This window comes from Streptococcus sp. Marseille-Q7087 (assembly GCF_965111935.1).
In genome coordinates this window covers 649,596-663,966 of the sequence record NZ_CBCOPJ010000001.1, presented here as the reverse complement: position 1 = coordinate 663,966, position 14,371 = coordinate 649,596, and the positions used below count along the sequence as shown (strand labels likewise).

Here is a 14,371-nt window from a genome sequence, read left to right as displayed (position 1 = left end):
AAAATAATGATGAATAACCCGGATTTTCGCCCTTATTTTCTAATGTTTTTCACGAAAAATCCATACTTCCACTATAACATAGAATACTGATTTTGACTAGTTTTTTACCTTAAACCTCAAGCCCTTAGGGAAATAATTCTTTAGAGTATTTCCGGTCACTTTAGCAAAGCCCAGACCATTCCCTCCAACCAAAACTTGGTACCAACCATTTGGCAGAGTTTCAGACGATTGAACTGTCTCACCGGCCACGTATTTAACGAAGTCTTCTTGATGAATTTCAATTGATTGTTTGACTTGGCTTGGTTTTAAAGCTAATCCAAGTGCAAAGCTTGGTTCAAAACGTTTCTTCTTAAAAGTCCCGAGATGAAGACCATTACGAGCAATCTTAAGCTTACCCAAATCTGGTAAGACTTCTGGCAAGAGATAAAGCTGGTCACCGAAAACTTGTAGAACACCGGTCAGTTTTTCTTTCAGATGTTTCTTCTCAAAATCCTGCCATAAGGAAATCTGTTCATGAGATAGGTTTGATTTAGAAGGTTTGAACTTCCCAGCCTTGTTTTGACCTTTAAACTGAAGATGGGCCACGAACTGACCTTCTCCCTTAAAGTGATGAGGGTACATTCTAGCTGTCTCAGCTTGGTTGATTCCTTGTGACATACCATTTATATGTTCTACTGGAATGAGTTCAAAGTCATAATTATCCATGAGCCAGCTAATGATTTCTTCATTTTCTTCTGGAGCCCATGTACAGGTAGAATAAACCAAACGACCACCATCAGCCAACATGGTAACCGCATCTTCTAAAATCTCACGTTGTAGGCTAGCACACTGTCTTGGGTATTCTTCACTCCAATAGTCCATGGCATCAGGTTGTTTACGAAACATCCCTTCTCCTGAGCAAGGTGCATCTAAAACGATCAGGTCAAAATAGCCTTTAAAAACCTTGGCTAAACGGTCTGCAGATTCATTGGTTATAACAACATTTGTCGCACCAAAACGTTCCATATTTTCAACCAGTATTTTTGCTCGCTTACTTGAAATTTCATTGGAAACGAGGAGCCCCTCACCTGCTAGATAGGCTGCCAATTGTGTCGATTTACCACCAGGTGCTGCTGCCAAATCCAAGACCTTCATGCCAGGACTTGGCTGAGCTACTTGCGCCACCATTTGTGCAGCCGGTTCTTGGGAATAGACCAGACCAGTTACATGCTCTGGAGACTTTCCAGAAACCTTACCATAGTAGCCCCAAGGTGTATTTGTAATAGCGTCTGAAAAAGAAACTTGACTTTCTTTTAAGGGATTGACACGAAAAGCAGAAACAGCCTCATCATCAAAAGAGGCAAGAAAAGCTCTTGCCTCATCTCCCAATATTGTTTCGTATTTTTTTACAAATCCATCTGGAAATTGCATGTAGATTTATTTCCTTTCATAGATATAGGATTGAATCTCATCTTTCATCTCGACTGGCAACATCATAACGGCCTGTCGTGTTTGAAAATCGACTTCCTCACCAGCAATCGTAAAAACCTTATAACCCAAACTCTCACCTAGGATACTTGCAGCCGCATAATCCCAAGGTTGTAAATAAGTGATATAGGTTAAAAGTCGACCTGATAGCACCTTGGCAAAACTAATAGCGGCGCTGCCATAAACTCGTGTCCCAAGTGCAGCGTTTCCCAAATCCGCTAAGCCCCATTCGTTAGTCGCTAACATTCCAGAATTACCAGCTACCAAAAATTCTCTCAAGGGTTTCTTTTTAAAGAGTGGCAAAGGTTCGTCATTGCGACAGGGCGGGAAGTCTCCTCCACCATGGTAACAATCACCTTTCATGACATCATAAATAATACCAAACTTACCAACACCTTCCTCAAAATAGGCCAGCATAACGGCAAAATCTTCACCTTGTGCTACGAAGTTGTTTGTTCCATCAATAGGATCAATAATCCATACAGAATCTTGTCCTACTGCTGCACGCATGCAGCCTTCTTCTGCACAAAATAGATCATCTGGATAGCGAGAACGGATTTTTTTAATAAGTAAGTCTTGAACTTCTTTATCTAACTTAGTTACCAAATCTGTAGGGGAAGACTTTCTCTCAACATGGAGATCTTCTTTCATATGCTGGAGAATGTATTCCCCAGCTTCCCTGACAATTTCTTTGGCAAATGTAAATTTATTTTCCAAGTGAAATCTTCCCTTCTCCTTTTTCTTTTGCCAATTGGACTGCACGGTAGAAAGAATATCCACTCACTGATTCAAATTCACGTCCCAAACGTTTTTCTTCACTCTTACTTGGAACGACTGACTTGAATACCTTGTAGGAATCTAAAAGTCTTTTTGCTTCTACCTTAGTTTCATAGGCAGCTTCAACATCATTAAAAAAAGAAAGCACTGAAGCAAGTTCTTCAGTGCTCCACGACAAATCTAGTGGGTAACTATACTGTTTATTCATCTAATTAATACCAGCTCTCAATGTAGCTTCTTTCAATTCTTGCTTACGATAACTACGAGGAAGAAACGCACGAATTTCATCTTCATTAAAGCCAATCTGCATACGTTTATCATCAATGATAATAGGACGACGCAAAAGACTAGGGTACTGCTCAATTAAACTAAGCAACTCCGTCACCGAGATACTTTCCACATCGATATTTAACTTTTGGAAAATTTTTGAACGAGTTGAAATGATGTCATCGGTACCGTTTTCGGTCAAGGAAAGAATGTGTTGCAACTCTTTTCTTGATAAAGGACTGGTCATAATATTGTGCTCTTGGAAAGGCACCTTATGATTATCTAGCCAAGCCTTTGCCTTACGACATGATGTACAACTTGGTGATAAAAATAGTGTAATCATGCTATTCTCTTCTTTGCATACTTTTCTCACTCTATTATACAAAAAATTAAAGCGCTTGACTAGTTATTTCCGTAAAAAAACCTATTTTTTCAAGAAAAATAGGTTTTTCGCACATTCTTTTAAAACATTTTTATGCATTTATTCTTTTAATTGCCTATTTTTCGACTTTTAAGGTACATAAATCCAAAAATCAATTCATACAAGCAGAAAAATAAAAGAAAGGCATGAAGAAAAAAGTCCTCTGGTAGGATGAGAATGACTGGATCTTTTGCTGGATCAAAAAGCCAAGTATCATCTCCCACAAAAAGGATTTGATGAAATAAAGTAAAGAATTGTTCAAATCCAATGAAAATACCAACTAAAGCAAGAACCAGAGGTAGAGACAGCATAATCAAGAGGCCTCTGCGATATAGAGACAGAAAACCTTTCTGAATGACTTCCTTCCAAAAAAGATAGAAAATCGGTAGGGTAACTATCGCTACTCCTTGGGCTAGGTGAAAGAGCCCCTTGACAACTGCAAAATGATGGATGCCTGAAGCAGAAGAAGGAAAATCTGGCATTTTCAATGCTTGATTCAATGGATTGGTCAAATAATCCATCAAAACATTAAAGTTATGCTGGATTGTCTGAGGTTGGAAAGGAACACGACTGGTTAGGTGTAACCAAGAAATTTCCAGAGGGTAAACCAACCAAGCTAGATAAATGGTCAATAAAATAGAAAGCGAAAGGAGGAAAAGGAGACTTCCTCCAAAAGTTAACTTAGTTTTCATCGAAATTCCACTCCGCTAGACTTGAGAGGACATGGGTTGGGGCGATTGGTAAATCCGCTACTTCTTCAGGTTTTGTAAATCCTGTCGTCACCAAAAGGCTAGGGATCCCATTGTCAATACCAGCGCGAATATCAGTAAGATAATTATCCCCCACCATGACAATTTCTTGGCGTTCAAATCCTAGGTGTTCAACAGCCTTATCCATAATAATCGCGTTTGGTTTTCCAATATAAACTGGTTTTACGCGAGTTGCTGCTTCAAGAAGAGTAATCAGTGAACCAGCACCAGGTAAAAGTCCACGTTCTGTTGGAATATTTAAATCTGGATTGGTGCCGATAAAATGAGCACCTTTATGGATAGCTAGGGTTGCAGTAGCAAATTTTTCATAGTCAACTTGCCAGTCCAAACCTACAACCACATAGGCAGGATTTTCTTTATCTTCAACATAACCAGCTGCTTGTATCGCTTCCTTGAGCCCTGCTTCTCCAATCACATAAACTGTCTTTTCAAGCCCCAAATCATTCATGTAATCAATAGTCGCTAAGGTTGCAGTATAAATTGTCGATACAGGTGTGTCGATATTAAACTGATTGGCTAACATCTCCTGAACACTTTCAGGTGTACGAGTGGTATTATTTGTCACAAAGAGATAAGGAATCTCTCTTTTTTGCAATTCATGAACAAAAGCTTCACCTGCTGGGATTCTATCTTTCCCCTTATAGATTGTTCCGTCTAAATCTATCAAATAGCCTTTATAAGTCATACATTTCCTTCTAATCTTTGTTAATTTCTTGCCAAGTTATTTTTGCCTGAGCATTGATGTCGCCATCACTTGTAACTTGGTGATTGCTTTCCAGTCCATTCAATTCATAACTAGAGCTGATCATACCACCTGGTCGAACTTCCTTGACATATTTGAGGTTGATTTTTTTAGGAATATGATTGGTCAGAAAATCTGCCCCCATAACTTCAAAAACCCAGTCCAGATATTTGCTGTTATTGACGTGACCATTCATATCCAAGTCATAAAAACGAACGTGGTAGTCCTTGCTAATCGCGTCTTGTAACTCTGTGTATTTTGGTCCACGGACCAATTTCTTAGAAAACTCAGATTGATAAGGTGCGACAATTTCTGGTTCTACAGGGTGAACCTTACGACTCTCACGATCCATAAGGACAAAGGTAGCTACCATGTGAATAATTTCTTGACCAGCTTCATCGTAAATGGTAAAGCGGCGGTAACAAAATAGACGATTGTAAGTCAAGGCTTCCGTTTCAATTGTGATTTCCTCAGCAAATTGAGGTAAGCGTACCACATCGATATCATAATCTGTGATAATCCAGACTAGATTATACTGTTCTAAAACATCCTTGTCGCTCACTCCCAGATCAATTGACTGCATCCCTGATACCTGTAATGACAACAAGATAACGTCTGGTAGTTTGATATGACCATTCATGTCAGCCATATCAAAAGGAATTTTCATCTTCATTTGATAAGTTAAGCCCATAATTTTACTCCAATATAAATCGTTCTGCTACTGTATCACCTAAGAAGAGACCTCTCTTAGTCATCCGAACACGATCGCCATCAATCTGCATGAGACCTTGTTGAATCAAGTCTTTGACGATATCCCCATAAAGTTCTTGGAAAGACCGTTCGAATTTTTCTTCAAAGCGTGCAATGGAAACTCCGGATTTCTTGCGAAGACCAAGAAACATCTCTTCTTCCATTTGCTCCCTTTGACTCAGGTGTTCTTCGTTAAAACGAGCATTCCCTTCTTCTACTGCCTTTAGATAATGGCGGATAGGCCCATGGTTTTTATAGCGAACACCGTTTATATAGCCAGACGCACCTGCACCTATACCATAATACTCAGCATTGTCCCAGTACATAAGATTGTGACGACTTTCAAAGCCAGGTTTTGAAAAATTTGAAATTTCATAATGCTCAAAACCAGCACGCTCTAATGCAGCAATGATATATTCGAACATCTCAGCTTCTACTTCTTCTTTAGGAAGTGGTAACTTTCCACGCCGCATGCGATTCATAAAGACCGTATGATTTTCCAAAATCAAACTATAGAGACTCATGTGGGGAATGTCCAAAGCGATGGCCTTGGCAACATTGTCCTTAACCTGGTCCATAGTCTGACCAGGAAGAGCGTAGATTAAGTCAATGGAAATATTATCAAACCCTGCTAACTTGAGACGGTCTATATTTTCATAGATATCTTTTTCCAAATGGCTTCGACCAATTTTTTTCAGCATTTTATCATCAAATGTTTGAACACCTAGTGAAACACGATTGACAGCTGAATTCTTTAAAACTGCAATCTTATCCTCATCCAAATCGCCAGGATTGGCCTCTATGGTTAACTCTTCTAAAACAGACAAATCCAGATTCCTAGTCAAACCGTCTAATAAAACTTCCAATTGTGAAGCAGACAAGGCTGTCGGTGTCCCTCCTCCAATATAGAGAGTACGCAACTTTTGAATATCATAAGAAGCAAACTCTTCTAAGAGATGCTCTAGATAGCTATCTACCGGTTGATTTTTTATAAAGACCTTAGAAAAGTCACAATAATAACAGATTTGTGTACAAAAAGGGATGTGCACATAAGCTGATGTTGGTTTCTTCTGCATAGTATTTATTATACCACAAAGACTTGCCTCAAGAAAAAAATCACCATTCCTGATTCTTTAGAAAATCAAGAATAGTGATTCTATTTTAGTCTTCTTCGATTTCAATGATGATTTCTTGACCGTCTTCTTGCTCTTCAACAACTACTTTTTCTTCCAATTGTTCCTTGAGATTGTTCAAGGTCTCTTTTGAAGCTTCAGTCGCTTGTTGAGCATGGTATTTTGCTTTATCTAGGACTGTATCAATCGTAATTTCCCCAGATTCGATTTGTTCCTTAGTTTTAAGAACAAATTCTTTGGTTTGATCTTTGACATCAGCCAGCTTTTCACAGACTTGTTCTTTTGCGTATTCTGGATCTTCTTTCAGATCTTCTAAAAAGTCTTGTGCTTGACTCGTAACGCGTTTCCCTTTTTCACTTGTTAAAAACAAGGCAACAGCCACACCTGAAACAGTTCCTAAAAGGATTGATGATAATTTACCCATGACTTATCTCCTTTTTATTTTTTAAAAAATTTACTTGCAACACGAATGGCAGACAAACCTGCACTAGTCTTTAATGTTTTTGAACCTGCAGATGATGCTTTTTTACTCAAGACACGAGCCTGCTCATTTAAATCAGAAACAGAAACAGAAAGATCTGCAACAGCTGTAAAGAGTGGATCAATGGTTGCAACTTTGACATTGATATCATCAGCAAGAACATTGACCTTGGCAAGAAGCTCGTTTGTGTGATGTAGAGTAACATTTACATCTGAAGTTAGCGTTTTAACAGTATTTTCAGTTTCATCGATTACACGTCCAACTTTTTGAAGCGTAATAATCAAATAAACTATAAATACAATCAAGGCGATAGCCACAAAAATATAAGCAACTTCTAACATTTTAATTCTCCTTTTTTACATTATAAAATGGTGCTTTTTTTCGGTTTTGATACATAATAATATAAATTCCAAGACCAATTAAGAAGACAGATAACAACTGAGATACTCGAATTCCTAAGAACATCAGACTGTCTGTACGCATACCTTCAATAATCATACGGCCAAATCCATACCAAATTAGATAAAAAGCTGTGATATGACCACGACGAATACCCTTTAATCGGCGTCTAAAAATAACAATTAAAGCGAAACCAATCAGATTCCAAATGGACTCGTACAGGAAGGTTGGTTGTCGATATGAGCCATCAATATACATCTGATTCTTAATGAAACCAGGCAAGTAGTCAAGACTCTCTACAACTGCGCCATAAGCTTCTTGGTTAAAGAAATTTCCCCAACGTCCTAGACTCTGAGCAATCATAACGCTCGGAGCTGCAATATCCAAGAAATCCCAGGTATTGATTAATTTACGGTCTGCGAAAATATAAAGTACAATCGCTCCAGTAATTAGACCGCCGTAAATCGCAAGACCACCATTCCATATAGCAAAGATTTCTCCAATATGTTGACTATAATAGTCAAACTTAAAGATGACATAGTAGAGTCTTGCACCAATAATGGACAGAGGAAAGGCTACTAGGATAAAGTCAATAATATCATCAGATAAAATTTTCTTTTTGGGTGCTTCTCTCATTGCAAGAAGAACTGCTAGTATTAATCCAGATACAATGCAGATAGCATACCAGCGAACAGCAAAGGGACCTATTTGAAAAGCAACTGGATCAATCATTTTGCACCTCGTTCTTTTCAATTAATTTCGTCAATCTTTCTTCAAAGAGACGTGTCGCATCAAAGCCCATTTCCTTAGCACGATAGTTCATGGCAGCAGCTTCGATGACCACAGAAATATTGCGACCTGTTTTTACAGGAATCCGAATACGCGGAATAGAAACACCTGAAATTTCCAACTCTTCAGCATTGTTCCCCAAGCGGTCAAAGGTCTTATGTGTATCGTAATTTTCCAAATAAACAGCTAGCTGGACCTGTGAAGAATCCTTAACAGCACTAGCTCCATAAAGACTCATGACATCAATGATACCAACTCCACGAATTTCAATCAGATGTTTCAAAATTTCAGCAGGTTCACCCCAGAGAGTCATTTCATCCTTAGAATAGATATCTACTCGATCGTCTGCCACCAAGCGGTGACCACGTTTAACTAGTTCTAAACCTGTCTCACTCTTACCAATTCCACTATCACCTTGAATGAGAACACCCATACCATAGATATCCATTAGGACACCGTGTACACTAGTACGTTCTGCTAGACGAGAATCAAGATAGCTAGATAGTTCTCCAGACAAACGACTGGTTGCTGTACGACTTGTTAAAATTGCGATTTTACATTCTCTAGCTGCCTTTAACATTTCCTCAGGAACAACTAGACCACGCGCAACAATGACCGCAGGTGTCTCCGGTTGAAACATTTTTTTCAAGACATCGTAACGATTTTGAGAAGGCATAGAGACTAGGTAAGACCACTCCTTCATCCCCAACAATTGAATACGCTCTGGAGTATAGTAATCAAAATAGCCTGTCATTTCGAGACCAGGTCGCGTTATATCTGCAGTATTAATTTCCTTTTCAAGTAATTCAGGCTCCCCATAGACAATGTCTAATCTAAGCTTCTCAATTACTTCTTTTACTGAAACCGACATATATTTCTCCTTAAATCGAGTTCTCTTACTATTATATCAGATTGTAGCTGGAAGTTTCCTTTTTTTGCAAGATTTACAGTATTTATTTAAAGTTGCCTTAAAAATGATTTAGCATGTGAGTCTTCTCGTACTTTCTCAAATCAGTTGAGACAAATCAACGGCAAACCGGTCAACGTCTATCACCAAATCCCTTCCAGATTTTTCTATGTGAATTCTCGGAAGTTCATTTTTTAGTATTTTGTTTGCATCAGCCATATCTTGTGGATAAATATAGAACTGTTGTCCTTGTGGAAACTGATTTTGAACTTGCCATTTTTCAAATTCCTGCAGAAAAGTCTTATGAGACGGCATACGAACCTCTTCAAACATGGAATCATCAAAATATTTCACCAAGCGATAAAGACCATGAACTTCATCAGCGAAGCATTTATCTATCTTCTCAAAGGGATAACCCCGTCTCTGATAAGCTAGGCATAAGTTTTGTAAGTTTTGGCTTATCCCAGCTGCGTCTTTTCTTGCCAAGTTTATAAAGTAACGAACAGAAAATTCTTCCATACCTGTTCGTTTTTTCTTCTCTAGAAACTGTTGTGCCAATATGATAGACTCTGATAATCTGTCTTCATCCTGATAATAAAGAGCGTGTAAAAGATTGATGACATTTTGGGGATAATAGGTTCCTTTCAGTAAAGGCAAGTCTTTTGGTATATAAGATGAAATGACTGAAAAATCGTTACATGCAAAAGAAGTAAATAAGCCTCTCAAAATACCATCTGTATAGATTGTTCCACTTGCAAGCAAACCTCCTCTGATCAATTCTTCTCTTCCTGTTTGCCACAGAGCATTATTTAATTGTTTGTAATCTCCGTCTAAAAAAGCTATATAGTATGCAAAATACTTGATATCATCTAGCAATAAGCTACTGTACAACTTTGTCCTTAAAACATTATCGGACAATACTTTCGAATCCTTCAAATACTTTTGAAAAATCCTCTGATTAGACTCTTCAAATTCCTGCCAGTTTATAGGAGTTGAATAATAACCCCAATCCTTAAAACGTACTTCGCGCATCTTTTGATATTCTTTTATATACTCTTTCATAAGTTCCTCATATCTCTAAACAATGTGCAAAAAAAGACTAGACAAGTCTAGCCTTTCATTTCAATTAGAATTTTTTACGTTTACGAGCTGCTTCTGATTTACGTTTACGTTTTACAGAAGGTTTTTCATAGAATTCACGTTTGCGTGTTTCTTGAAGAGTACCAGCTTTAGTAACCGCACGTTTGAAACGACGAAGAGCATCGTCAAGAGATTCATTCTTACGTACTACTGTTTTAGACATTTTTTTCACTCCCTTCAAGTTCAAGATCTATTCTATTCTACATGAATTGGTGAAAATTGTCAAGAAAAAATAGTGTACCTATTAATTTTGATTCATAAAGAAAGAGGACTATATAGTCCTCTTCAAGAAATTATAGATTTTCTAAACATGATTATTTAGAAAATTTACGTTTCATTACTACAGTACCTGACAAGATTACCACACCTGCCAATACAAGTACTAGGCTTGTAGCTTCACCAGTAAATGGAAGAGTTGGTCCTTCTTCTGTTGTTGTTGAACGACCTGGTTCTGGAGTTGTAGTTGTTCTACCAGCACCATCTCCATCTCCGTTTCCTGGACGACCTGGTTCTTCAGTAGTAGTGGTTGTTGTAGTTGTTGTTGTAGTGCTACCGTCACCTCTACCATGTGGGTTATGATATTCTGTCGTTGTAGTAGTTTCTGTTGTTGTAGGAGCTTCTGTCGTTGTAGGAGCTTCTGTTGTTGTAGGAGCTTCTGTTGTTGTAGGAGCTTCTGTCGTTGTAGGAGCTTCTGTCGTTGTAGGAGCTTCTGTCGTTGTAGGAGCTTCTGTTGTTGTAGGAGCTTCTGTTGTTGTAGGAGCTTCTGTTGTTGTAGGAGCTTCTGTTGTTGTAGGAGCTTCTGTTGTTGTAGGAGCTTCTGTTGTTGTAGGAGCTTCTGTTGTTGTAGGAGCTTCTGTTGTTGTAGGAGCTTCTGTTGTTGTAGGAGCTTCTGTTGTTGTAGGAGCTTCTGTTGTTGTAGGAGCTTCTGTTGTTGTAGGAGCTTCTGTTGTTGTAGGAGCTTCTGTTGTTGTAGGAGCTTCTGTTGTTGTAGGAGCTTCTGTTGTTGTAGGAGCTTCTGTTGTTGTAGGAGCTTCTGTTGTTGTAGGAGCTTCTGTTGTTGTAGGAGCTTCTGTTGTTGTAGGAGCTTCTGTTGTTGTAGGAGCTTCTGTTGTTGTAGGAGCTTCTGTTGTTGTAGGAGCTTCTGTTGTTGTAGGAGCTTCTGTTGTTGTAGGAGCTTCTGTTGTTGTAGGAGCTTCTGTTGTTGTAGGAGCTTCTGTTGTTGTAGGAGCTTCTGTTGTTGTAGTGTAAGTATTTGTAAACTTACGTGCTGCATCAGCTTCTTTTACAGTTGCAACGAGTTTACCTTCGCCGTTGTCTACCACTGAGACATGGATTGTGTAACTTTCAGTTGAGTATGTAACTCCTTCTTCTGAACCAGCTTTTTCTGTCAACACGTATTCGTGCTCGCCTGCTTCAGTGTATGAAAGTTTGAAGGCTACTTCGTTTGTTGCAACTTCAACACCTTCAACTTCTTTACCGTTTGATGATGTAGCGATTACGTTGCCACCTTCGCTCAATTCAAACTCAAATTGTTCTTTAGCAAGTTCTTTACCAACTAATTCTTTAGTTGCTTTGATAACTGCTTCTGTTGGTGATACTTTATATTTGTTTGTAAACTTACGAGTTGAATCTGCTTCTGTAACAGTTGCTACCAATTTACCTTCTCCGTTATCTGCTACTGAGACGTGGATTGTGTAGCTTTCTTTAGAGTACTCAACTCCTGCTGCTGAACCAGCTTTTTCTGTCAATACGTATTCGTGATTGCCTGCTTCAGTGTATGAAAGTTTGAAGGCTACTTCGTTTGTTGCAACTTCAACACCTTCAACTTCTTTACCGTTTGATGATGTTGCGATGACGTTTCCGCCTTCGCTCAATTCAAACTCAAATTGTTCTTTAGTAAGTTCTTTACCAACTAATTCTTTAGTTGCTTTGATTACAGCTTCTGCTGGAGTTGCTTTATAAGTGTTTGTGAACTTACGAGCTTCATCTGCTTCTGTAACAGTAGCTACGAGTTTACCTTCACCATTATCTACAACTTTAACATGAACTGTGTAGCTTTCTTTAGAGTATGTAACTCCTTCTGCTGTACCAGCTTTTTCTGTAATTGTATATTCGTGGTCTCCAGCTTCAGTATAGAGAACTGAGAAGACTACTTCATCTGTTGCTGCTTCAACACCATTAACTGTCTTACCGTTTGATGATGTTGCAATGACTTTTCCACCTTCGCTCAATTCAAACTCAAATTGTTCTTTAGCAAGTTCTTTACCAACTAATTCTTTCGTTGCTTTGAATGTAGCACGAGCAGGTGATGGCTCATATGTGTTTGTTAAAGTAGGTGTTTGAGTTGTAACCTCAGCTTTAAGTGTTCCACCTTCAGCTTTAACAACGACTGTTACTTCGTATGAGTTTTCATCAAATGTGATACCAGGAACTTTTGTTTCAGTATTTTCTTTGATGACATAGTTGTAGGTACCAGGACCTTTAGCTTTCAAACCTTCAAATGTGATGCTTCCATCTGCTTTGTTTGTTGTTGAAGCAATTGGAGTAGTCAAGTTGTTTGCATTGTACAAATCAAACTTGAACTCACCTTCTTTCAAGGCTACTGGACGATTTCCAGCAATTACTTTCTTAGCAGTAATTGAGAAATCTGCTGCGATTGGTTCGTCTTGAAGGTTAATCTTAGAACCTTCGGCTCCAAGAACTACCTTATATTCTTTTTCATCAAGAGTATATCCAGCAGGAGCTGTTTTCTCTTTGATAATGAATGTCTTACCGACATATTTCTGATCAAACTCATCAGAGATTGCCACACCTTTTTCATTTGTAGTCAATTCTGTAGAGATAGTTCCGTCTTCTGACTTAACAGTATAAACTGCGCCTGCAACTGGAACCAATGTGAAGGCATTTGTCTTGTTGATCTTAATCTTGAAGGCTGTAGAAGCTTCGATTTGTCCTTTTACAAGAGATACACGTTCAGCTTCAAATTTTTGTTGTGGACGATTACTACGATAAGTAAGTGGAGTTCCATCTGCTGTAGTCAACTGGATAACGTTTTGAACTTTTCTACCATCACCAGGTGTAGTTGTATGATACTCAACCCAGTATGATTTAGAACCATCTGCAAAGATAAGCTTAAACTGAGTATAGTTCTCATTCCAAGCTACAGTATAGTCAGTACCTTCTACCATCTTCTTAGCATCAGACGGAACTTGAGAAGTACCATCGTTCAATGTAGCAGATGAATAAACTACCAATGATTCTGGGATATACTGGATAGGAGCAAACTCAGATGTATTTGGAAGGAAGTCATTCAAAACTAGGTTTTTACCATAGTCTTGTCTTCCAGTATTGACACGAATTCTCCATGGAGAGTATACATCACCTTTACCTACTGAACCAATAGCTGCCAACTTTGCTGAAGTCCATTCTTTACTTACTACATCGTTACCAACCTTAGCATAGTTTTCGAAACCTTCTTGCTTGCTGTCAACTGTCTTAGATGTAAAGGTATGTGTGATTGTTTTACCAACACCCTTGTTTTCAAAAGTAAGCGGCGTTGCTGTTTGGTCACTCTTGAACAAGAAAGTAATTGCATAATTTCCTTTCACGCCTTTAACGGTATCCCCGCCTGTTTTAGCTTGGAACTCATCAAGGTTCTTCAAAGTAACACGTGCCTTACCACCTTGGTTATCACCATTAGCAGTAACAACTACTGTACCAATATTAACTTTTGTTTCTTTATCGAACAATTCAGTCGTTCCATTGTAGACAGTTACCGGTGTAGGAATATCTACATCAAAGTAATCGCCATTGGCCAATTTACCATCATATTGCTTGAGGTCAAATTGAACAAAGAACTGATTTGAACGATTGGTAATAATCTGATAAGTACCGTCACTATTCGGTTCCAATTTGGAATCCGACATATTGAGGACACTGATATCAGTTACTACACCCGTTAATTCTTTCCCATCTGCATAAGCGACATTGGTCGATAAGAACAATGCGCTCAAGAAGGTCAGAACTGATACAAAAAATATTATAAACGGCTTTTTCTTTAACTTTTTCACCATTAAATATTTCCTTCTTTCCCTATTTTTTTAAATATATTGAATTATTAAATAATCCAAGACAATAGTACTATATTTCAATTTAAAAGTCAATAAATTCAGGCGTTAAAAGCCTATTATTTAGTATATTTTTAATTATTTTTTTAATTTCCAATCCTTTTATAACATTCTATTGTTTAACGTACATTTTTCGTAAAATTATCCACTAGAAATCTAGGGAGTCAGACAAATTTAATATATTCAAAATGAAAAGCCATC

At 38.2% G+C, this 14,371-nt stretch carries 15 protein-coding genes; all 15 read right to left on the bottom strand.

What is annotated here, in order from left to right; translation table 11 throughout:
• Positions 1–96 precede the first annotated feature (96 nt).
• Positions 97–1,410: an RsmF rRNA methyltransferase first C-terminal domain-containing protein gene (locus ACWPVF_RS03315; RefSeq protein WP_454384678.1), complete on the bottom strand. Its 1,314-nt coding sequence runs from the start codon at positions 1,408–1,410 to the stop codon at positions 97–99.
• Positions 1,411–1,416: 6 nt separating this feature from the next.
• On the bottom strand, positions 1,417–2,184 hold the full coding sequence (locus ACWPVF_RS03310; protein WP_454384676.1) for an inositol monophosphatase family protein: 768 nt from the start codon (positions 2,182–2,184) through the stop codon (positions 1,417–1,419).
• Positions 2,174–2,452 carry a UPF0223 family protein gene (locus ACWPVF_RS03305; RefSeq protein WP_045615617.1) on the bottom strand — a complete coding sequence of 93 codons (279 nt, stop codon included), beginning with the start codon at positions 2,450–2,452 and terminating at the stop codon, positions 2,174–2,176. The genes ACWPVF_RS03310 and ACWPVF_RS03305 overlap by 11 nt, the downstream gene beginning before the upstream one ends.
• The gene (locus ACWPVF_RS03300) at positions 2,453–2,854 is read right to left on the bottom strand and encodes a Spx/MgsR family RNA polymerase-binding regulatory protein (protein ID WP_016466013.1); all 402 of its coding nucleotides are present in this window, start codon (positions 2,852–2,854) and stop codon (positions 2,453–2,455) included.
• A 146-nt stretch (positions 2,855–3,000) separates the two neighbouring features.
• A complete protein-coding gene (locus ACWPVF_RS03295) occupies positions 3,001–3,624 on the bottom strand; it encodes a TIGR01906 family membrane protein (RefSeq protein ID WP_045615610.1) in 624 nt (207 codons plus the stop codon).
• Positions 3,614–4,387, bottom strand: coding sequence for a TIGR01457 family HAD-type hydrolase (locus ACWPVF_RS03290; RefSeq protein ID WP_454384673.1), 774 nt, complete (start codon positions 4,385–4,387; stop codon positions 3,614–3,616). Before ACWPVF_RS03290 ends, ACWPVF_RS03295 begins: the two co-directional genes overlap by 11 nt.
• Positions 4,388–4,397: 10 nt before the next feature.
• Positions 4,398–5,135: an acyl-ACP thioesterase domain-containing protein gene (locus ACWPVF_RS03285; RefSeq protein WP_454384671.1), complete on the bottom strand. Its 738-nt coding sequence runs from the start codon at positions 5,133–5,135 to the stop codon at positions 4,398–4,400.
• A gap of 4 nt (positions 5,136–5,139) precedes the next feature.
• Complete coding sequence (gene hemW / locus ACWPVF_RS03280) at positions 5,140–6,270, bottom strand: radical SAM family heme chaperone HemW (RefSeq protein WP_454384669.1); 1,131 nt, start codon at positions 6,268–6,270, stop codon at positions 5,140–5,142.
• Between the two features lie 85 nt (positions 6,271–6,355).
• Positions 6,356–6,751, bottom strand: a complete 396-nt coding sequence (locus ACWPVF_RS03275) for a YtxH domain-containing protein (protein WP_414261647.1) — start codon at positions 6,749–6,751, stop codon at positions 6,356–6,358.
• Between the two features lie 14 nt (positions 6,752–6,765).
• Positions 6,766–7,149, bottom strand: a complete 384-nt coding sequence (locus ACWPVF_RS03270) for a DUF948 domain-containing protein (RefSeq protein ID WP_414261646.1) — start codon at positions 7,147–7,149, stop codon at positions 6,766–6,768.
• 1 nt (position 7,150) lies between these two features.
• The gene (gene lgt / locus ACWPVF_RS03265) at positions 7,151–7,939 is read right to left on the bottom strand and encodes a prolipoprotein diacylglyceryl transferase (protein WP_414261645.1); all 789 of its coding nucleotides are present in this window, start codon (positions 7,937–7,939) and stop codon (positions 7,151–7,153) included.
• Positions 7,932–8,867 (bottom strand): HPr(Ser) kinase/phosphatase, encoded by a 936-nt coding sequence (hprK, locus tag ACWPVF_RS03260; protein WP_247912109.1) that lies wholly within the window; start codon positions 8,865–8,867, stop codon positions 7,932–7,934. Before hprK ends, lgt begins: the two co-directional genes overlap by 8 nt.
• A 135-nt stretch (positions 8,868–9,002) precedes the next feature.
• Positions 9,003–9,965, bottom strand: coding sequence for a hypothetical protein (locus tag ACWPVF_RS03255; protein ID WP_454384666.1), 963 nt, complete (start codon positions 9,963–9,965; stop codon positions 9,003–9,005).
• A 64-nt stretch (positions 9,966–10,029) separates the two neighbouring features.
• Positions 10,030–10,206: a 30S ribosomal protein S21 gene (gene rpsU / locus ACWPVF_RS03250; RefSeq protein WP_000048054.1), complete on the bottom strand. Its 177-nt coding sequence runs from the start codon at positions 10,204–10,206 to the stop codon at positions 10,030–10,032.
• Positions 10,207–10,357: 151 nt separating this feature from the next.
• Complete coding sequence (locus ACWPVF_RS03245; RefSeq protein WP_454384664.1) at positions 10,358–14,116, bottom strand: Spy0128 family protein; 3,759 nt, start codon at positions 14,114–14,116, stop codon at positions 10,358–10,360.
• Positions 14,117–14,371: the final 255 nt, after the last annotated feature.